This window comes from Collinsella sp. AM29-10AC (assembly GCF_003469085.1).
Taxonomy (GTDB): Bacteria; Actinomycetota; Coriobacteriia; order Coriobacteriales; family Coriobacteriaceae; genus Collinsella.
Genome location: NZ_QSKB01000001.1, coordinates 118,768 through 138,988 on the forward strand (window position 1 = coordinate 118,768; position 20,221 = coordinate 138,988).

General features: G+C 61.3%; 13 protein-coding genes. 5 read left to right on the forward strand and 8 right to left on the reverse strand.

Going from position 1 to position 20,221, the window contains the following annotated elements; genetic code table 11:
• Positions 1–95: 95 nt before the first annotated feature.
• The 6 genes from DW754_RS00565 to metK all read right to left on the reverse strand — a co-directional run bounded on the left by DW754_RS00565 (position 96) and on the right by metK (position 8,714).
• Positions 96–1,310 (reverse strand): ABC transporter permease, encoded by a 1,215-nt coding sequence (locus DW754_RS00565; protein WP_117758112.1) that lies wholly within the window; start codon positions 1,308–1,310, stop codon positions 96–98.
• The gene (locus DW754_RS00570) at positions 1,307–2,080 is read right to left on the reverse strand and encodes an ABC transporter ATP-binding protein (RefSeq protein ID WP_117637734.1); all 774 of its coding nucleotides are present in this window, start codon (positions 2,078–2,080) and stop codon (positions 1,307–1,309) included. The genes DW754_RS00565 and DW754_RS00570 overlap by 4 nt, the downstream gene beginning before the upstream one ends.
• Positions 2,080–3,516 (reverse strand): efflux RND transporter periplasmic adaptor subunit, encoded by a 1,437-nt coding sequence (locus DW754_RS00575; RefSeq protein ID WP_117758111.1) that lies wholly within the window; start codon positions 3,514–3,516, stop codon positions 2,080–2,082. The genes DW754_RS00570 and DW754_RS00575 overlap by 1 nt, the downstream gene beginning before the upstream one ends.
• 132 nt (positions 3,517–3,648) lie before the next feature.
• A complete protein-coding gene (locus DW754_RS00580) occupies positions 3,649–5,364 on the reverse strand; it encodes a L,D-transpeptidase (protein ID WP_158561592.1) in 1,716 nt (571 codons plus the stop codon).
• Between the two features lie 149 nt (positions 5,365–5,513).
• A complete protein-coding gene (gene sdaAA / locus DW754_RS00585) occupies positions 5,514–7,121 on the reverse strand; it encodes an L-serine ammonia-lyase, iron-sulfur-dependent, subunit alpha (protein ID WP_117758109.1) in 1,608 nt (535 codons plus the stop codon).
• Between the two features lie 312 nt (positions 7,122–7,433).
• The gene (gene metK, locus DW754_RS00590) at positions 7,434–8,714 is read right to left on the reverse strand and encodes a methionine adenosyltransferase (RefSeq protein WP_117758108.1); all 1,281 of its coding nucleotides are present in this window, start codon (positions 8,712–8,714) and stop codon (positions 7,434–7,436) included.
• 284 nt (positions 8,715–8,998) lie between these two features.
• Between metK and gltX the strand changes: the two genes are divergently transcribed.
• The 5 genes from gltX to DW754_RS00615 all read left to right on the forward strand — a co-directional run bounded on the left by gltX (position 8,999) and on the right by DW754_RS00615 (position 16,373).
• Entirely contained in the window at positions 8,999–10,474 is a 1,476-nt protein-coding gene (gene gltX / locus DW754_RS00595) for a glutamate--tRNA ligase (protein ID WP_117758107.1), read from the forward strand.
• Positions 10,475–10,684: 210 nt separating this feature from the next.
• Positions 10,685–13,138, forward strand: a complete 2,454-nt coding sequence (gene priA, locus DW754_RS00600; RefSeq protein ID WP_117758106.1) for a primosomal protein N' — start codon at positions 10,685–10,687, stop codon at positions 13,136–13,138.
• Between the two features lie 18 nt (positions 13,139–13,156).
• A complete protein-coding gene (gene def / locus DW754_RS00605; RefSeq protein ID WP_055250379.1) occupies positions 13,157–13,693 on the forward strand; it encodes a peptide deformylase in 537 nt (178 codons plus the stop codon).
• Between the two features lie 362 nt (positions 13,694–14,055).
• Positions 14,056–14,976 carry a methionyl-tRNA formyltransferase gene (gene fmt / locus DW754_RS00610; protein WP_117758105.1) on the forward strand — a complete coding sequence of 307 codons (921 nt, stop codon included), beginning with the start codon at positions 14,056–14,058 and terminating at the stop codon, positions 14,974–14,976.
• Positions 14,973–16,373: an RsmB/NOP family class I SAM-dependent RNA methyltransferase gene (locus DW754_RS00615; RefSeq protein ID WP_117758104.1), complete on the forward strand. Its 1,401-nt coding sequence runs from the start codon at positions 14,973–14,975 to the stop codon at positions 16,371–16,373. The genes fmt and DW754_RS00615 overlap by 4 nt, the downstream gene beginning before the upstream one ends.
• Before the next feature lie 141 nt (positions 16,374–16,514).
• Here the strand turns inward: DW754_RS00615 and DW754_RS00620 are convergent, their stop codons facing one another.
• Complete coding sequence (locus DW754_RS00620) at positions 16,515–16,751, reverse strand: FmdB family zinc ribbon protein (RefSeq protein ID WP_117758103.1); 237 nt, start codon at positions 16,749–16,751, stop codon at positions 16,515–16,517.
• An 88-nt stretch (positions 16,752–16,839) separates the two neighbouring features.
• Positions 16,840–20,136 (reverse strand): 4-alpha-glucanotransferase, encoded by a 3,297-nt coding sequence (locus DW754_RS00625; protein WP_117758102.1) that lies wholly within the window; start codon positions 20,134–20,136, stop codon positions 16,840–16,842.
• Positions 20,137–20,221: the final 85 nt, after the last annotated feature.

Below are 20,221 nucleotides of genomic sequence, written 5' to 3' on the forward strand. Positions count from 1 at the left end.
GGTGAAATAGTGTCTGTTTTTGCTGCTAGATAGTATATTCAGTCCCTAATTCACCGCAACTTGTTGGTGGTGGCTTACTGGTAGCTGGTGGTGGCTTACTGGTAGCGTAGGCACTCCACCGGGTTGAGCTTTGCCGCGCGGCGAGCGGGGTAGAAGCCAAAGATTACGCCGATGCCGACGGAGACGCCGAAGGCCAGCAGCACCGTGGCGATTGAAAAGCTCGGTGTGATCTGCCCACTGGCACCGAGCTCGTTGAGAACCCCTGATCCTGCGGCAAACATCGCGAGGCCCCAGGCCAGCAGATAGCCAATCAGGACACCCAGCAGGCCACCGGTGACGCACAGCGCCGAGGACTCGGCCAAAAACTGCGCGGTGATATCGCGGCGACTGGCGCCCAAGGCACGGCGAATACCGATCTCGCGGATGCGCTCAGTCACGTTGGTAAGCATCATATTCATAATGCCGATTCCGCCGACAAGCAGTGAGATACTGGCGACAGCGCCCATGATGAGCGAGAAGGCGCCCATAAACGAGTTGAGTGCATCGATGGCGCTTTTCATGGAGGTCGCCGATACGCTGTCGTACTCATCATCCTCCGAGATGCCCTTCATCGCGCGCACCTTAGACTCGATGGTCTTGCAGAGCTCGTCCATGTCTGTGCCCTCGGCGGCAAGTGCCGTCACGCTGGGGAATGAAGGATTCTCGTCGCCAAACAGGCCGGAGATGGTTTCGCGTGGCATATACAGCGTGAGCGAGCCCATGGAGTCGCTGCCGCCATCAATCACGCCTACAATCTGCACCTCGCCGTTGGACACCTTGATGGTTTTCCCCAGTGCGTCCTGTTCGTTGCCGTAAAGCTGATCGGCGCCGCCGCGGCTGATGAGCGCCACGCGCGAGCCTGATTGAGACTCTGCCTGTGAATAGACACGTCCTGCAACGAGCTTGCTGGCACCCACGGCGTCGAGCATGTCGCTGTCGACACCCTGTGCCATGACGGTATAGCTTTTATCGCCAGACTTGTACTCGGTATACGCGCTGTCGACAATGCCGATCTGCTCTATCTGCGGCACCAGTTTTTGTAGCTTCTCGATATCCGACTCCGTGAGTTCTTGGGACGAATAGATCTGCACCATGCGGGCTGCATTGAGCCCCAAGCTGTTGACCAGGCTGTTTTGTATGCCGCCGATGAGCGAAGTCATGGCGATGACCGATGCGATGCCGATGACAATGCCCAGGATGGTGAGCAGGCTGCGCCCCTTGTTGGCCTCGAGCGAGTGAAGTGCTTCCTGGATGAGATCGCGGGCGCTCATGCCACCACTCCTTTCGGCGGGTTGGCGGAGGCGGAAATCATGGGCAGGCTATCTACGGCGCTGCGCAGGGTCCGCGGTGTATGTGGAATATACGCGCCGTCGTGTATACGACCGTCGCGGATGGTCATGGCACGGTCGGCCTCGGCGGCAATGCCGGGGTCGTGTGTGATAAGCACGATGGTTTTGCCACGCTCCTGGAGCTTATGGAAGGTCTCCATCACAAGCGCTCCGGTTGCGGAGTCCAGGTTTCCCGTCGGCTCGTCAGCCAAAATGATGGGCGGATCGTTGACGAGGGCGCGTGCGATGGCGACACGCTGCATCTGGCCGCCCGAGAGCTCGGATATGCGGTGGTCCCAATGGTCGACGGGCAGCGTGACGGCCTGCAGCGCGTGCACGGCGCGCATTTCGCGCTGGCTACGGGGTACGTTGGTGTAGGCCAGCGGCAGCATGACGTTTTCGATAACCGACAGGCGCGGCAGCAGGTTGAAGCTCTGAAAGACAAAGCCAATGCTCAGGGCGCGAACTTCGGTGAGCTCGTCATCGTCAAGCTCGGCCACGTTGAGCCCTTGCAGGTAGTAGTCGCCCGCCGTCGGCTTATCCAGGCAGCCTAGGATGTTCATGAGCGTCGACTTGCCCGAGCCCGAGGGGCCGGTAATGGCGACGAACTCGCCGGGATCTACCGCTAGGCTCACGTTGTGCAAGATGTGGGCGCAACCCGCTTCGCTCTCAAAAATGCGGTGCACGTTGCGGATGTCGATGACGGGACGCATTACATACCCTCGTCGGCAGACATACTGCCCGAATCCGCGCTGTAGCCGCCGTCAGCCGTTGCGCCCGCTCCGGTGTCCATGACGAGGGTGTCACCGTCGCGCAGTTTGGTTGTGGGCACGCCAGGATTGATTTCGTTGCCCTGGTCGTCGCGCTTGATCTGTGTCTTGCCGACTACGGCTTCGTTGTCGTTTTGCGTCACGACGGTCACCTTCACGCGGCGCGTCTTCTTGCCTTCCGAATCGGTGGCCAGATTGACGTAATAGTGCTCGCCATCTTCGGTCATCAGCGCCATGGTCGGCACCATAACCACGTCGTCGAGCTTCTCGGTCACTACCGAGACCTCGGCAGTCATACCCGGCTTAAGGCGACTGTCGGGTGCTTCGATGAGGATGTCGACGTTAAAGGTCACGCTGCCGCCGCTACCGGAGCCGGAGTCAGAGTTTGCCACCGAGGCGATAGCCGTGACGGTGCCCTGGCTCACGATATCGGGAAACGCGGGATAGGTCACGTTGGCGCTTTGGCCCACGGCAATTTTGGCGATATCCTTTTCGCCCACCTGAACCGTCACCTTCATCTTGGACAGGTCGGCGATCTGCATGCACTGCTTGCCGCCGCTCGTATCGCTTTCGCCCATGATCATTCCGCCTGTTACCGTGGCGCCGACCTTGGCGTTGAGCTCCACGATGCTGCCCGAGCTCGGGGCCGTGACCGTACGGCTGGCGGCCTTGGCGTTCGCCTGATCGAGGTTTGCCTGGGCCGATGCGAGGCTGCGCTGCGCGGCCGATACAGCGTTCGTGTCCGCTGATGCGGCGGAGATGCCAGCCGCTGCGGAAGCTCCATCGACGTCCGTCGTTGGGGTGGCCTGCGCGGCAGCTGCGGCTTTCTGCGCGTTGGCGAGGTCTTCCTGAGCGGCTGCTACTGCACGCTGCGCCTCGGCAACGTTGCGATCGAGCTCGTCGTTTTTAATGGTCATGAGCACGTCGCCCTCGTTGACGGATTGGCCTGCCTGCACGTTGATCGAATCGACCGTGCCGTCGACAGAAGGGGAGACCACTGAGGACGAAATGGGTTTGAGCTGGCCTTTCGCCTCGACCGTTGTGGTAAACGTGCCCTCGGTCACCATGTCGGTCACAGGCCCGCTAGCGCCCTGCGGCTGCGCATTGATAACTAGGGTTGCGACAATTGCAATGAGCGCGATGACACCCACGATGCCGGCGGCAATGCCGCGTCGAATCAGCTTTTTGCGTCGACGTTCGGCACGCTTTGCCTTGAGCTTTGCATAGGCTTCTTCATCGGAGATATCGGTCGAATCGTCGAGACTCGTTTGGGGCTGCTTGGTGTCTGCAGCGCTGATAATCGGCAGGGTCTCGGTGGCATCTTGGGGCATGCGATCGGAATCGTCAGGACCCGGATTGATCGTGGGGACCTTGGACATAGCGTCTCCTTTATCGATATGGCTCTGATAAGTATATACGCCCGTCGCGATAGGCGGGCGTATAGAAGTTGCGGATGACGGTACTGTAAGTTTTGTCGCCGTGCTGTTTACTTGTTGTAGACGTTAGCTGCGTTACGAGTGCACGACCACGCAGAGGCCGACTTTGATGCGCTCGTGGAGCGACTTGGCATCGGCCAGACGCAGGTTGATACAACCGTGGCTACCGCACCACTTGTACGATTCGGCGTTATCGAAACTCGAATCGTTTTGCCAGGTGGCGTCGTGGAATCCGACCATATTGCCCTCGAACGGCATCCAGTAGCTTACCGGGCTCTCGTATTTGGGCTTGCCGGTCTCGGGGTCCTTGGCACCGATGAGTTTGCTGGCGCCATCGTTGCTGTTGATCTGCCATACGCCCTCGGTGGTGGCGTCTTCGCCCGGTTTGCCAGAAATAAAGTTGGCCTCCCACACGATGTTGCCGCTCTCGTCGTAGTAGCGCGCATGCTGCTCGGACAGGTCGACGTCGATATAGGCCTTCCAGTCGGGCTCGCCCTTGGCGGTAAATGTGTCGGCCTTCTGGGAGTACTTGATCTCGATTTCGCCGGTCTGCTTGTTGTTGATGGCGTCCTCGACCTGCTTGGCGAGCGAGCTGCTGTCGATTGACCAACCAAAGTCGCCGCCTTCGACGGCGCACTGCTTGCCATCGGCGCGCGTCCACCAGCGAGTGGAGCCCACGGTATTAAAGCCGTTGGCGAGCTCGGCTGCCCAGCTGCTGATCTGCGACGTATCGAGCGTGGGGTTGGCCGGATCGGCAAAGCTGATCCACTGCAACACGGAGCTGCCATCAACCTTGCCGGCATCCTCGCCGTTGAGCTTGAGGGTCACGTTGACGCCCAAGAAGTTGTTGGCGGCATCGCATGCAGACTGAATCTGATCATCGGTCAGCGTTCCATTGAGCGGCTCATAGGCATCGTTGCCGAGCTTGGAAAGATCTAAGGTCTCGGCCAGCGAGGCAAGCTCGAGCTCGGCATACTTAATGACATGCTCGCGGTTGAGTTTTTCGTTGGAGCGCGCCTTCTCGACGGTAAACTTGCCGGCCTGCTCGTCATAGGAGCTATTGGCCTCGAACGCGCCCGAACGCCCCTCGTTAAACTCGTCGATGGCGGCGCCCAGATCCTTCTCAAACTGCTTTTGGTCAAAGGTGTCGGAGAGCATGGACAGGTCGACGTCTTGATCAAGATCGACTTCGTTGGAGCTAGCGGTTGTTTTGGTCTTGCCGCTTAAGGATTCTACAAGGCGAACCGGCCATACAATGGCTTCGTTGCGGCTGATAATCTCTTTTGCGGCAGCTTCGCCGTCGACAATGGGCTCATCGGACTCGGGCTGATAGGTCCAGCTAAAGTCATCGCCTGTCACGGTGAGCTTATAGTGCTTCCAAGCCGAGTTGACCTTGGTGGCGGCAGACGAAGCGTTGGAGAACGAGACATCGACGCCGGCGATAGTGGTGTTGGGGTAGGCTACCTGCGAAAACGCTACGACGCCTACGATATAGACAATGACGATAAGACCCAGAACGACAAAGAGCGTCGTCTTTTTGCCCGACTTATTGTTCTCGGCGGGTTTGCGTGCGGGGCCGCGATCGCCTCGAGCGTGCGTGGGGGGCTGCTTGGGCGCATTGCCATTTGTCTGGCGCTGCTGATGCTGCTTGTTCGGATGTTGGGAAACGTTTGCCGCACCTCGCTGCTGACCGCGGCTCGGCGCGATAGGACGCGGCGATTGAACGCCGCCGGTGTGCCTGCTCGGCTGCTGCGGATCGGGAATCAGTTGAGTTCGATCGTTTTGCGACATCGTATGCATATCCTTCGAATTTCGCCTTGCGGCTCATCGTGTTTTTACTGGGCTTGCATTATAGCGATTACCTAGTTGTTTGTGGTATGGAAACGGTGGCATTCAAAAGAGGTGGGACATTTGTCCCACCTTCGAGTCTTTCTTTGTCGCTATCCGCACACACCGCATTTTGCACAGGCCGAAAGTGCGGCCGGAGCCTGCGCGATGCCACCCTTTGCCGTCTCGCGCAGCGTGGCCGGCAACGCGTGGCCCACGGAGAGCATGACGTGCGCCATCTGGTCAAACGGCACCAGGCTCTTGATACCGGCAAGTGCAAGCTGCGCCGAGCTAAAGGCGGCTGCCACGCCGATGGCGTTGCGGTTTTGGCAGGGTACCTCCACGAGGCCACCGACGGGGTCACAAACGAGGCCCAGCAAGTTACTCAGCGCGATGGAACTGGCGTCGAGCGCCTGCCCGGGCGTGCCGCCGAGCATCTGCACCAGCGCGGCGGCTGCCATGGCGGCCGCACTTCCTACCTCAGCCTGGCAGCCGCCCTCGGCACCGGCGACGCAGGCGCTCGTGGTGAGGTTGAGGCCGATGGCGGCTGCGCAGTAGAGCGCGTCCATGACCTGCTCGTCGTCGAGCTGAAGGTGATCGGCGAGCGCCAGCACGCAGCCGGGCACGACACCCGCGGAGCCTGCCGTGGGAGCGGCGACGATCACTCCCATCGTGGCGGAGCGCTCGAGCACGGCCATCGCGCGGGCCACGGCGTCGGTTTGAACGGTGCCCATCAGGCTCGTGCTCAAATCGTTGCGGCCGGTGGCATCGACGAGTTTAGCCTCGCCGCCGATAAGCCCGCCGAGCGATCGTTGCGGATTGACGATGGGGGTCGTGGTCTCCTCGCGCATGACGTCGAGCACGCGGCGCATGGCGGCGACGGCGTGGGCCTCGCCGGTCAGACGCGCCTCGCGCACGGCCATAACGGCGCCGATATTCAGGCCGAGCTCGGCGCACGCATCGAGCAGCTGCTCGCCGTCGTCGAAGATTTCCTTTGCCGAGACGCCGGGGGAGAGCGACGAGGCAGAACCGGGGAGCTCGATAAAGGTCGCGTAATCGACATTGTCGAGCTTACGCAGCATCGGGACAACAGTGTCGTCGGGCGCGCCGTCGGTCTCAAAGACGGAGTAGGCCTGTCCGCCCACTTCGGTGCGGTAGGTGCGGCAGAAGGCGATGTTCACGTGTGCGTAGGCGAGCAGGTTGGTGAGCGCGGCGAGCACGCCGGGGACGTCCTTGTGCGCCACGAAGAGCGTTGAGTACATGCCCGAGATGTCAACGCCGACGCCGTTAATGCGGCTGATGCGCATCTTGCCGCCGCCCAGGCTCTCACCGCGGACCTGTGCCGTGGCGCCCGTGTCGTCGACCATGTCAATGTCGACGGTGTTGGGGTGGATGGAGGCATCGTCGCCCTTGATGTCAAAGTGATATTCGAGGCCCTGCTCGCTTGCGAGGTCGAAGGCCTGCTTGATGTTCTCGTCGTCGGTGTCGAGGCCCAGGATGCCCGCGACGAGCGCACGATCGGTGCCGTGGCCGCGGTAGGTGTGGGCGAAGGAGTTCCACAGGCCAAAGGTGACTTTGGTGATGCGGCCTTCCAGCAGGCTGGCGGCAACTTGGGCGCAGCGCAGGGCGCCGGCGGTGTGCGATGAGCTGGGGCCGACCATGACGGGGCCCAAGATCTCGAATGCCGAGGTCGTTGCTAGTGTTTGTGGCTTGCCTGCCATATGCGCTCCTGTTCTATCCCATCGTCCCGAGGGGCGGGGCATAAGGTCGCCTGCTCGGACAGTCCTGACTCGCACGGAGAGCACATTAAGTGCTCTCCGGCTCGTGCGGAACTCGCGATCAACCTTATGCCCCGCCCCTCGGGACTAAGGATACATGGTTGGAGTGCCCGTGCTGCAAAATTCATTAGCTAGTGACGCAGCGTTGGCTCATATCGAAACATCTTCACTACCGGATAAATAAAAAAGAAGTACCGCTTGGGGGCGGTACTTCTTTTGAAAGCGTGTGCGTGTTGTGACCTTGGTGGTTCCCAATTACAGTCCGCGGGCTGCTTTGAGTTCTTCGACTCGGTCGGTCTTCTCCCAGGTAAAGTCGGCGTCTTCGCGGCCGAAGTGGCCGTAGGCTGCCGTCTTCTCGTAGATCGGTCGACGCAGGTCCAGGTCGCGGATGATCGCGCCCGGGCGCAGGTCGAAGGTCTTCTCGACGGCCTCGACGATCTTGTCCTCGGCAACATGCGCGGTACCGAAGGTGTCGACCATGATTGAGAGGGGCTTGGAAACGCCGATGGCGTAGGCAAGCTCGACTTCGCAGCGGTCGGCCAGACCGGCGGCGACCACGTTCTTGGCGACCCAGCGCGCGGCATACGCGGCGGAGCGGTCAACCTTGGTGCAGTCCTTGCCGCTAAAGGCGCCGCCGCCGTGACGGCCGTAGCCGCCGTAGGTGTCGACGATGATCTTGCGGCCGGTGAGGCCCGTGTCGCCCATGGGGCCGCCCACGACAAAGCGACCGGTGGGGTTCACGTAGATGTCCGCGTTGTCCCACGGCATGTTCTCGGCGGCCATGACCGGGGTGATGACGTGTTCGATGAGGTCGGCCTTGATCTTGCCCATGTCCTCAATCTCGGCGGCGTGCTGCGTGGAGATGACGATGGTCGTGACCTCCACGGGCTTACCTTCCTCGTAGCGCACCGTGACCTGGGTCTTGCCGTCGGGGCGCAGGTAGGGCAGGGTTCCGTCATGGCGCACGGCAGCCAGGCGCTCGGCCAGGCGGCTTGCCAGGTAGTGCGGCATGGGCATGAGGGTCTTGGTCTCGTTGGAGGCATAACCGAACATCATGCCCTGGTCGCCGGCGCCGATCAGGTCGATCGGGTCGGTGGTAGCGCCGGTCTGGGTCTCGAAGGACTCGTCAACGCCCTGGGCGATATCGGGCGACTGCTCGTGGATGAGGCTCATAACGCCGCAGGTGTCGCAGTCAAAACCGAACTTGGCGCGGTTGTAGCCAATGCGGCGGATGACGCCGCGGGCGATTTCCTGTACGTCGACGTAGGCCTGGGTGCGAATCTCGCCGGCGACGATGACGGTGCCGGTGGTCACGAGGGTCTCGCAGGCGCAGCGGACGTTCTCCACGTTGGCGGGCACGCCGTTGGGCGCAATATAGCCCTGCTCCTGGAGCTCTATTTCTTTGGCGAGGATTGCGTCGAGTACGGCGTCGCTGATCTGGTCAGCGATCTTATCGGGATGACCCTCGGTCACCGATTCCGACGTAAACACAAACGATCCGTGTTGGGGCGGGATGGAACGAAGCTCTTCTGACATGATTGTCCTTTCAAAAACGTGTCCCGGCGACCGTTACCATTCCGCCGGGCTCTGTATGCAAGGGCACATGATATCGCGTTAATCGAATATTCACACCCTTTCCGCACCTACTCATTGGGGACAGACTTAAATGAGCAGCCTTGCCTAAGTGCCGACAGGTTGCCCAAAGATTGGTCATTTAAGTCTGTCCCCAATGACTGGGTCGGTGCCCTTTGTGCGGAGGTGGGCATTGCTGCTTTATACTGGTGCGGTTAGACATCCATCCTGCAATCGAGGAGATTTCCATGGCATCAGACGTTCGCGTCCGCTTTGCACCCTCACCGACGGGCAAGCTGCACATCGGCGGCGCCCGCACCGCTATCTATAACTGGGCTTTCGCCCGTGCTAACGGCGGCACGTTCATCCTGCGCATTGACGACACCGATCCCACCCGCTCTACCGACGAGAACACGCAGATCATCCTGCGCGCCATGCGTTGGCTGGGCCTGGACTGGGACGAGGGTCCCGAGGTGGGCGGAGACTTTGGCCCCTACGCCCAGACCGAGCGCCTGGACCTGTACAAGCAGGCTGCCCAGAAGCTTTGGGACGAGGGTAAGGCCTATCCCTGCTTCTGCACCAAGGAGCAGCTCGACGCCGATCGCAAGGCCGCGCAGGAGCGCAAGGACCCCTTCCAGGGCTATCAGCGCCGTTGCCGCGATCTTGATCCCGAGGAGGCCCGCCGTCGCATCGAGGCCGGCGAGTCCTATGTCCTACGCATCAAGGTGCCCGAGGACCGCGGCGACGTCGTCATTCACGATGCCGTCCACGGCGAGGTGACCTTCGACGCCAAGGAGCTCGACGACTTTGTCATCTTCCGCTCCGATGGCACGCCCACGTACAACTTCGCGACCGTCGTCGACGACGCCATGATGAAGATCACCCATGTCATCCGCGGCGACGACCACCTGTCCAACACCCCGCGTCAGGTCATGGTCTACGAGGCCCTCGGCGCGCCCGTGCCCACGTTCGCCCACATCTCCATGATCCTGGGCGCCGACGGCAAGAAGCTCTCCAAGCGCCATGGCGCCACCTCGGTGGAGGAGTACCGCGACGCCGGTTACCTGTCCGACGCCTTCGTCAACTATCTGGCGCTGCTCGGCTGGTCGCTCGACGGCGAGACCACGATCATCCCGCGCGATGTCCTTGCCAGCAAGTTCTCGCTCGACCGCATCTCCAAGAACCCGGCGACCTTCGACCCCAAGAAGCTCGACTGGGTCAATGCCGAGTACATCAACGGCATGTCCGATGCCCAGTTTGCCGACGAGATCATGGTCCCCGAGCTGCACGAGGCGGGTCTCATCGAGGGCAACGTCGAGTACGGTGAGGACTGGATCGATGCGCTTGCCGCCATCGTCAAGCCGCGCACCAAGATGCCGGCCGACGCCGTGACCGTCGCCGCTCCCATCTTTGCTACGCCCGAGACGCTCGAGTATGACGAGAAATCTGTTAACAAGGGCCTGGCCAAGGAAGGCATGGGCGCCATTCTCGATGCCGCCAAGGCCGCGCTCGAGGGCGTGGACGAGTGGACGGCTGCCAACATCGACGCCGCGCTTGAGCCGCTGCCCGAGCAGATGGACCTTAAGAAGCGCGTGGTGTTCCAGGCCGTGCGCGTCGCCGTCTGCGGCAACATGGTGAGCCCCCCGCTGGGCGAGACCATGGCGCTCGTCGGCCGCGACGACTGCCTGGCGCGCATCGACCGCGCCCGCACGATGGCGCTGTAATCGCTGCGCAAACGTTTGTATCCGAGCCCCGTTCACCCGAGCGGGGCTCTTGTTTCTGTACCGATGAGTGGGTTGCTGGGACAAAATAATCAGTAGTGTTTGTCCCATGTTCGAGTGACGCAACGAGCTCGACACTCGTATCGGCCATGGGACAAACTCTACTGATTATTTTGTCCCACCCCTTTCAGGTCCGTTCGTTAGAGGTGGTGTATGGCTCAACAACTGTCGCTGTTTGGTTCGCCGGAACCGGAGGAAGCTCCGGTGAAGCCCAAGCCTGCCGCTGCCTCGGCTCAGTCTAAGCCTGCGCCCGAGCCCCCTGCCGCCTACGCGAGCGTGGTCCTCGACATCCCCACCCGTGCGCTGTCGGAACCGTTTGCTTACGGCATCCCCGAGTCCCTTGCCAACGAGGTCCAGATCGGATCCACAGTCCTGGTCCACTTTGGTAACCGTGCCGCCGCGGGCTATGTCGTCGACATTGCGCCTGATCTGGGCGATCTGCCGGGCAACAACGCCCTCGACCCCGTGCGCATCAAGCCCATCGAGTCTATCCTCAGCAAACCGCTCTTTACCGCCGAGGCTGCACGCATCGCGCGTTGGATGAGCCACGAGTACGTCGCAACGCTTTCCGAGTGCCTGCGCCTGTTTTTGCCACCGGGCGGCAGCCCGCGTGTGGTCAAGGGCGACGACGGCGTGTGGACGGTTGAACGTCCAGCCGTCAAACCCATCCAAAACCGCTGGGTGATGCTTACGCCCGAAGGCTTTGACTACACGCCACCCAAGACCGCGGTCCGCCAGCGCCAACTCATCGAGGCGCTCCAGTGTGGTCCTGTCACGACGCGCGACCTCAACCTTCTCTATAACAGTATGTCGGCGACCATCAAGTCGCTCGAAAAACGCGGCGTCGTGGTGGTGGAAGAGCGCCGCGCCTGGCGTGGCTGCAGCGAGCAGACCACGCTGTCCTCGGCAAGCGGCAAGGCGCCGGTCTCCCTTACCAACGGCCAGCAACAGGCACTCGCGCAGATTGAGCGCGCCCGTCTGGACGCTCATGGCGACGTGGTGCTGGTCGACGGCGTCACCGGCTCCGGCAAAACCGAGGTTTACCTCTCCGCCATCGAGCGCGTGCTCGCAGCCGGTCGCTCGGCCTGCGTGCTGGTGCCCGAGATTTCGCTGACGGCCCAGACCGTCGGCCGCTTCCGCTCGCGCTTTGGCGAGACGGTCGCCGTGTTCCATTCGCGGCTTTCGGCCGGCGAGCGCCTGGACCAGTGGGATATGGTTGCTAGCGGTGCGGCCCGCGTGGTCGTCGGCGCTCGCTCGGCGCTCTTTTGCCCGCTCAGCGACTTGGGCCTCATCATCATCGACGAGGAGCACGAGACCAGTTACAAGCAGGGCTCCAGTCCGCGCTACCATGCGCGCGAGGTGGCAGCCGAGATGGCGCGCCGCTATCGCTGCCCGCTCGTGCTGGGGTCGGCCACGCCTTCTGCCGAAGCGCTCGATCGCTGCCGTCGCGGAACGTACGGCGGTGCCACGTGGACGCGCGTCGAGATGCCCGAGCGCCCCGGACACGCCGTGCTGCCTACGGTCCGCATTGCCGACCTGCGTCGCGAGTTCGCACACGGCAGCCGCTCCATGTTCTCAAAACCGCTGATGGAAGGCCTGGAGCGTGTGGTCGAGCGCCGCGAGAAGGCCGTGCTTCTGCATAACCGCCGTGGCTTTGCGCCATTCCTGATGTGCCGCGAGTGCGGCTGCGTCCCCACCTGCAACCACTGCTCCACCGCGCTTACGTATCACGAGCGCACGCACACGCTGCAGTGTCACACATGCGGTTCGTCTTGGCGCGTGCAGCCCTATCCGGCGCCCACAAGCCGTTGCCCCAAATGTGGCAGTCGCTACCTGGCAAAAATGGGGCTGGGCACGCAGCAGATCGAGGACGCACTGCACCAGATGCTGCCCGAGGACGTCGCCATCATCCGCATGGATGCCGACTCCACGCGCGGCAAGGATGCGCACAAAAAGCTGCTCGAGCAGTTCGATGCGGCCGATTGCGCCGTGTTGCTGGGCACCCAAATGATCGCAAAGGGTCTCGATTTTCCCGAGGTCACGCTCGTGGGCGTGGTCAATGCCGACTTCGCCCTCAAGCTGCCCGATTTCCGCGCAGGGGAGCGCGCCTACGATCTGCTGGAACAGGTGGCGGGCCGTGCCGGTCGCGGCGATCGTCCCGGTGAGGTGATCATCCAGACCTACCTGCCCGAGGATCCGGTCATTCGCGCCGTCGCTGAGCACGACCGTTCGATCTTTACCGACTACGACCTGGACCAGCGGCGCGACGCGCTGTATCCGCCCTTTGTGCGCCTGGTCAACATCTTGGTGTGGTCGGCAAACCGAGACGACGCGCAGGACTACATTGGGCGCATTGCAAAGCTTCTTAAGCGCCGCTGGCATGCCGCCGCGCCCGACTTTTTGAGGGCGGGGAGTGCCATGCCGCAGGTGCTGGGCCCGGCTTCGTGTGTAATCGAGAGAGCCAAGGACCGTTACCGCTTCCATCTGCTTGTGAAGTCGCCCGTGGGGTACCATGTCTCTGATGATATCGACGCCTGCCTCAAAGAGGTGGGCTCCGTGCGCGGCGTAAGCGTGAGCGTTGACGTCGATGCCTATGATTTGATGTAACAACCCGAAAGGATGGCCATGGAAGCCAACGGAATCGTACTGTCGCCCGACCCTCGCCTGCGTCAGGAGTGCGCCGTGATCGAGGAGATCACCCCGGCGATCGAGGCGCTTGCCGAGAAGATGAAGAAGATGATGTTCGACAACGGCGGTTGCGGCCTGGCTGCTCCGCAGATCGGCGAGCTTATTCAACTCGTCACCATCGACTGCGACTACAGCGACAAGAACGACTACGACCCGTACGTGCTCATCAACCCTGTCATTGTTGAGCAGAGCGACCATCTGGTGCCGTTTAGCGAGGGCTGCCTGTCCATCCCCGGCATTAGCTGCGAGATCGAGCGTCCCGATCATGTCGTCGTCGAGGCGTATGACCTGGACGCCAACCTGATTCGCTATGAGGCAACGGGCGACCTGTTCTGCGTGTGCCTGCAGCACGAGATCGATCACCTGCATGGCAACACCATGTTTGAGCGACTCAAGCCGATGCAGCGCATCAAGGCAGTCAAGGAGTACCAGGACGCCCTGGCCCGCGGCGCTCGACCGGGCGAGACGGAGTAGGTCCCACCGTCCCCTTCCGCCGCAGGGCTTAGGTTTTGCTCCATGCTCAAACAGTCCTGCTCGCACGAAGAGCACATTAAGTGCTCTTCGGCTCGTGCGGAACTGCGCGTGGAGCAATAACCTAAGCCCTGCGGCGGAAGGGGACTGCGTTTTCGTGCTCCTTTTCGCCCGGGTGCCGTCGGGCCAGGGAGGGGCGTCTTCGCTGATAGTCTTTGTTGAGAGAGAGCTGCTTTTATTGCGGCTCTTTCTTTGGTTTTGGGTATATTTGTTCTTGTTGAATTGTTATTGCGGATGGGCTGGGTACTTGGCTTTCCGCTGTTGTTTGTAGCCGTCTCGGCTTTGGTTGAGGGGAGACGTTCTTTATGCGTATTGTGTTTATGGGTACGCCTGATTTTGCTGTGCCTTCGCTGACTTCGCTTGTTGAGGCTGGGAACGAGATTGCGCTTGTTATTACTCGTCCCGATGCTGTTCGTGGGCGTGGTAAGAAGCTTGAGCCTTCTCCTGTTAAGGCCAAGGCGCTTGAGCTGGGGTTGCCGGTTATTGAGGCAAATCGCATGACGCCTGAGGTTGTTGAGGCGCTCCAGGCTGCGCAGGCTGATATTTTCTGTGTGGCTGCCTATGGCTGCATTTTGCCTGATGAGGTGCTGCATATGGCGCCGCTTGGTATTGTGAATGTTCATGCTTCGCTGTTGCCTCGTTGGCGTGGCGCTGCTCCCATTCAGCGTGCGATTCTTGCTGGTGACGAGGTTGCTGGCGTTTCTATTATGCGCATTGGGCATGGCGTTGATACTGGTGCTTATTGCGCGCAGGCCTCGACGTCGGTTGCCGGTAAGCATGCTGAGGCGCTGACCATGGAGCTTGCTGAGCTTGGCGGCAAATTGCTTGCCGATACGCTTCCTTCGCTTGCTGATGGCACCGCCGTGTGGACTGAGCAGGATGAGTCGCTCGTCACTCATGCTGCCAAGATTTCCAAGCAGGAGATGCGTCTGGATCCGCAGATGGCGGCGCTCGATTGCGTGCGCCATGTGCTCGCTTCGTCCGATACCGCGCCTGCCCGTTGCGTGATTGCCGGCAAGATGGTTCGCGTGCTCGATGCTGCGCTTTCCGATGTGTCGCTTGGCGAGGGTCAGGTTCTCGTTAAGGCCAAGCGTGTCTACCTGGGCCTTTCTGATGGCGCTGTTGAACTGCTCGAGGTTAAGCCCGATGGCAAGCGTGCAATGGCTGCCTCTGCCTGGGCTGCCGGCCTGCAGGGTGCCGAACTTAGGTGGGGTGTACTGTCATGAGCAAGTTGTCTCCCGCGCGCAAGCTTGCGCTCGATGTGTTGATGGAGGCCGATCGTCGCGGTATGTACGCACGTGACGTGTTGTCTTCACGTGCTTCCGCCAAGGCCATTGACCAGCGCGATTCTGCTTTTGCCGCCCGTTTGGCGCTTGGTGTTGCCGCCACGCAGGGTATTTTGGATGAGTTGCTCGATCAATTTTTGGATAAGCCCAAAAAGGTCGCGCCGCGCGTTCGCATGGCGCTTCGCATCTCGGCCTTCGAGATGCTCTACCTGCATACCCCGGGTCGCGTTGCCGTGAGCCAGGGCGTTGAGCTGGTTCGCAGCGGTGCTAAATCGGCCGCCGGTCTGGCGAACGCCGTGCTGCATAAGGTTGCGGACAACGTTGAGGACTTTGCCACGGCGTCCGATGTGGGTGAGTCTGAGCGACGCTTGGTTCGTCTGTCGCGCCTGATGGGTCTGCCGCGCTGGCTGTGCGCTCGAATTATTGCCTCGTTCGATACGCCCGAGGGCGCGCTGAACTTCGCCGGCAATCTGGCCCCCGCGCCGCTGGCCCTGCATGAGAACGCGTTTGCGACCAAACCCGACCCGTATATCTCGCAGCTCGTCGCTCCTGTCTTCCCGGGCTGCCATGCTCCGGTCGATGCGCAGGTCGCGGTTGCATCGGGCGTGTTTGAGCGTGCTGCCGCGGTTGCCTCGGACCTCAACGCTCAGCTTATCGCTACTGCCGCGACACGTCCCGGTCGTTGCCTGGAGATTGGCGCCGGTCGCGGCACCAAGACCTACGTGATGATGTGCCAGGCCAAGCGTGCCGGGTACGAGCGTCAGCATACTGCGCTCGATCTGCACGATCGTAAGTGCGATCAGAATCTCGCGCGCCTGCACAAGGCGGGTATCTCAGGTGTTCGTACGGTGTCGGGCGATGCCTGCGAGCTCAATGAGGTGCTTACGTCCTTTGACGCGATGCTTGGCGAACCCGCCCTGTTCGACACGGTCTTTATCGATGCGCCGTGCTCTGGCACCGGCACCATGCGCCGCCACCCCGAGATTCCGTGGCGTCTGACCGAGAACGACGTTACGACTGAGCTGCCCCGTCTGCAGCTGACGATGCTCAAGGAAGCAGCCGCGCGCGTGGCTGCCGGTGGTGAACTTATCTATGCTACCTGCTCGGTTTTTGATGAAGAGAACACGCAGGTCGTGGATGCCTTCCTGGCTTCTCCCGAGGGCGCCGGCTTTACCGTGGCACCGTTCTCCGAAGCCCAGATTCTGCAGCTGCCCGATTTCGCACAGGCCAAGAAGCTGGTGGCCGTCCGTCAAAACGATCGTGGCCTTTTCCAAAGCGTGCCGGTAAACGCCGACTCCTACGACGGCCACTTCTGCGCCCGCCTGGTCCGCAAGTAACGACTAAGTTGCGGTGAAATAGGGATTGAATAGCGGCTTCTAGCCGCCAATCAGTCCTTATTTCACCGCAACTCATAAGGAAACCTGGGTAGCTAAAGAAGCAGCCCCGCGATCGGTGCCGGTCGCGGGGCTGCGTTGTTCTTAGTGGCTGTGCGGGCAGTTGGCGCAGCAGCCGTTGGTGGCGTTGGTGCTGGAGCCTCCGCTGCGCTGGTCGGTGTTGTAGAAGCCGCTGCCCTCAAACTTGATGCCGCTTGCCGAGAACGTTTTTGTCGCCGGAGCGCCGCAGCTCGGACACACGACCTCGGGGGTCTCGGACATGGGATGCTCAACCTCAAACACGTTGCCGCAACTCGAGCACTTGTAATCGTAGCGCGCCATAATACTTCCTTTTCAGCACAAAGCGGGCAGATCGCTCTGCCCGCATAAATTCAAACAGCTGTAACTGTACCCTATATCGGGGGTTTTATCACGCTTCGCCCCAGAATCTATGGGTGTTGCGCAGGAGCTGTGCAGTTTTGCCCTCAGCGGCCGCAACGTCTGCCTCATCGGCCTGCCAGGTCCAGTTGCCCGTGGCGACACCCGGCACGTTCATGCGCGCGTCGTCGCTAAGCCCCAGGACATCCTGCAGCGGCATCATCACCAGGGGAGCATTGCTTGCGAGCGCGTCGCCCATCAGCTTGGCCGCCACCTCAACACCGCTCGGCTCGTCGCCGCCAGCAAAGGAGCGCGTGCACCAACCGGCGAGTGTCGACGTATCGTGCGTCGAGGTGTATAGAATCTTGCCCGGCGTTGGATGCACGCCGCAGCGAACGTCGTAATCGCTAAACTCCAGCACGTCCATGCCGGGGAAGCCGCAGGTCGAAGCCATGGCGCGAACACCGGGCGTCAGGTAGCCTAGGTCCTCGGCGATAAAGTTGAGCGGACCCAGCTCGTCAAAGGCGGTTTGGAACAGGTCCTTGCCCGGACCCGCCAGCCAGCGGCCGTCGGCGCAGGCCTTGCCTGCGGGAATGCTAAAGTAGCTGTGGAAGCCCAGGAAGTGGTCCAGGCGCACACGGTCGTAGAGCGAGAACGCGCGACGCAGGCGGTCCATCCACCAGCGGTAGCCGTTCTGCTTCATGTGGTCCCAGCGGAACGTCGGGTTGCCCCACACCTGGCCCTCGGGCGCAAAGTTATCGGGCGGCGCACCGGAGATCTCGATTGCCTTGCCGGTATCGGAAAGCCAGAAGTTTTCGGGCTCGCTCCACGCGTCGGCCGAATCGTCCGAAACGTACATGGGAATGTCGCCGATGACCTCGATGCCCTTCTTGTGCGCATAGTTCATGAGCTCGCACCAGGCAAGGTCAAAGCGGTACTGCATGTACGCCTGCAGCTCTGCCTCGTCGTGGAAACGTTTGTCGTCAATCAGATGCTCGTTGTAGCGCGCGACATCTGCCGGCCAATCGTGGCGCGACTCGCCCTCAAAGTACTTCTTGACGGCCATGTAGACGCAGTACTTCTCGAGCCAATCGGCGTTGCGATGCTTAAACGCCGTGTAGAGCGGGTCTGCATCCTCGCCGCCACGGGCCTTCCAAGTCTCAAAGTCGGCCGCCAGCTCCTCTTGGCTTTCGGGCAGCAGGTCAATATTGCCCGCAAAGGCCGAAGGCCCGGCGTAAGGGGAGCGGAAGAAGTCCGTTGGGTTGACGGGCAGGACCTGCCAGTAGCGCATGCCCATGGCGGCCAGATGGTCGATAAAGCGACGCGTGGGTGCGCCGATCGTGCCGGGCTTGCCGTCGTCGGTGGGTACCGAGGTGATATGACAAACGACGCCCGCGCCGTGATCGAGCGGCTCCTGCAGGCGCTGCTCGGCATGGTGATAGATGATCGACGAGCCCAGCGGATACAGATCGAGCGTGACCGTACCGTTGTGGATCTCGCATTCGTGACCGCTGATCACGTCACTCGCGCATTCGCCGAGCGCCGGAATCGTCACGCGGTGCGAATTGCGCAGGCTGCGGCTGATGATAACCGTCGCGGACTCGCCATTCTTGCCCGTGCGGTTGTAGGCCAGCACCTCGTCGTTGAGCGCGAAGGCCTTGATCTCGCCGTCGATCATAAACGGCAGTGCGCGGCGTACCGCAGAGGCGTTTTTGACAATAGCCAGCGTATCGAAGTCGTGCAGTTGGTCCTTGGTCGGCAGGGTGCGGCGGTTGCCCGGATCGGTAAGGCCCTCCAGGCCGTATTCGTCGCCGTAGTAAATTGAAGGCACGCCGGGGAAGGTCATCTGCATAAGCGTTGCAAGCCAAAAACGGCTCTTGGCCAGGCCCATCGAGTTCTCGTCCAGACGCCACTTGCTGCGCTCGCACTCGGGCAGCTGCGACTCGTCGGGGCCGCCGCCGAGTACCGAGATGATACGCGGGCGGTCGTGGCTCGAAAGCAGATTGAGCGCGCAGGACAATGCCTCGCTCGGGTAGTTCTCGCGCAGGGTCTCGATATCCTCGGCGGCCTCGTAGGCGTTCTTGTAGCCCATCAAAAAGCCGATGACCACGTCGCGGAAGGGGTAATCCATAGCAGAGTCCAGCTCGGATCCCTGCAGGTAGCGGCGCAGATGGCCGTAGCTAATCTTGTTAGAGGCGTCTTCCCAGACTTCGCCGAGCAACAGTGCGTCAGGCTTCTCGGCGAGCACGGCCTTTTTTATCTCGGCCAGGAAGTCGTCGGAAAGCTCGTCGGCCACGTCCAGGCGCCAGCCATGAGCGCCGGCACGTAGCCATTTACGGATCACGCCGTCCTTGCCCAGGAGCCGCTCGCGTACCAGCTCGGAGCTCTCATTGATGGCGGGCATGTTGCCCACGCCCCACCAGCAGTCATACGAGCCGTCCTCGTGGAAATAAAACGCATCGCGCCACGACGAATCCTCGCTCTGCCAGGCGCCCACGCCGGGGTAGTTGCCGTAGCGGTTGAAATAGATCGAGTCATCGCCCGTATGGTTAAAGACGCCGTCCAGGATGATGGAGATGCCCAGCTTCTCGGCTGCCTGGCACAGCTCGGTAAAGTCCTGCTCGGTGCCCAGGATCGGGTCGATCTTGGTGTAGTCGGCCGTGTCGTAGCGGTGGTTGCTCGCGGCCTCAAAGATGGGGTTGAGGTAAATGGCCGTGAAGCCCAGCTCCGCGATGCGGGGCAGGTCATTTTGGATACCCTTGAGCGAGCCACCGTAAAAATCCCAGGTCTTGATGGAGCCGTCTTCGGCACGCTTGTACTCGGGCGGTTCATTCCAGTCCTCGACCATGCGGCGCTGGATTCCGTTGCGAGGCTTTTCGACTTCGGTCTGCGTGCGCTCGCGCCAGTTTTCGTCGCGTGCATAGCGGTCGGGGAAGATCTGGTAAACCATGCCACGCTCGTACCACTCGGGACGAACTTCGCGGTGCTTGTAGACGGTAATCTGGAAGGACGGGACCTCGGCGTAGTCGTAGGTTACGCCCTCGCCGCCGGTGCGGCCTTGCGGCGCGCCCAAGCGAACCTCGGGTTGGCCCTCGATATTGCATATAAAGCTGTACCAGATAAGACAGGGCTCGGTGCACTCAAGCTCTACGGTAAATATGCCGTCGCCCTCGTGCGTCATGGGATACAGAGACTCACCGATTTCATCGATCCAGGTGCGCAGCGTAAGCGTTGCCTGGTTGGGATCGGCATCCTCCAAAATCACCGAGAGTGCAACGGAAGTTCCAGTGGTCACAGCGCCAAACGGAGTGCGAAACTGCGGCAGACGGCTGTTGTGAATCAATCTCATAGTACGGTCCAGTTCTATACAATCATGGCCAGCGGGCCATGGGCTTAACGCACAATACTTAAGTATATCGTTGCACTTTAGTTGT

Coding starts and splice junctions, on each gene's coding strand:
- DW754_RS00565 (WP_117758112.1), bottom strand. CDS start 1,310: ATGAGCGCCCGCGATCTCATCCAGGAAGCACTTCACTCGCTCGAGGCC.
- DW754_RS00570 (WP_117637734.1), bottom strand. CDS start 2,080: ATGCGTCCCGTCATCGACATCCGCAACGTGCACCGCATTTTTGAGAGC.
- DW754_RS00575 (WP_117758111.1), bottom strand. CDS start 3,516: ATGTCCAAGGTCCCCACGATCAATCCGGGTCCTGACGATTCCGATCGC.
- DW754_RS00580 (WP_158561592.1), bottom strand. CDS start 5,364: ATGTCGCAAAACGATCGAACTCAACTGATTCCCGATCCGCAGCAGCCG.
- sdaAA (WP_117758109.1), bottom strand. CDS start 7,121: ATGGCAGGCAAGCCACAAACACTAGCAACGACCTCGGCATTCGAGATC.
- metK (WP_117758108.1), bottom strand. CDS start 8,714: ATGTCAGAAGAGCTTCGTTCCATCCCGCCCCAACACGGATCGTTTGTG.
- gltX (WP_117758107.1), top strand. CDS start 8,999: ATGGCATCAGACGTTCGCGTCCGCTTTGCACCCTCACCGACGGGCAAG.
- priA (WP_117758106.1), top strand. CDS start 10,685: ATGGCTCAACAACTGTCGCTGTTTGGTTCGCCGGAACCGGAGGAAGCT.
- def (WP_055250379.1), top strand. CDS start 13,157: ATGGAAGCCAACGGAATCGTACTGTCGCCCGACCCTCGCCTGCGTCAG.
- fmt (WP_117758105.1), top strand. CDS start 14,056: ATGCGTATTGTGTTTATGGGTACGCCTGATTTTGCTGTGCCTTCGCTG.
- DW754_RS00615 (WP_117758104.1), top strand. CDS start 14,973: ATGAGCAAGTTGTCTCCCGCGCGCAAGCTTGCGCTCGATGTGTTGATG.
- DW754_RS00620 (WP_117758103.1), bottom strand. CDS start 16,751: ATGGCGCGCTACGATTACAAGTGCTCGAGTTGCGGCAACGTGTTTGAG.
- DW754_RS00625 (WP_117758102.1), bottom strand. CDS start 20,136: ATGAGATTGATTCACAACAGCCGTCTGCCGCAGTTTCGCACTCCGTTT.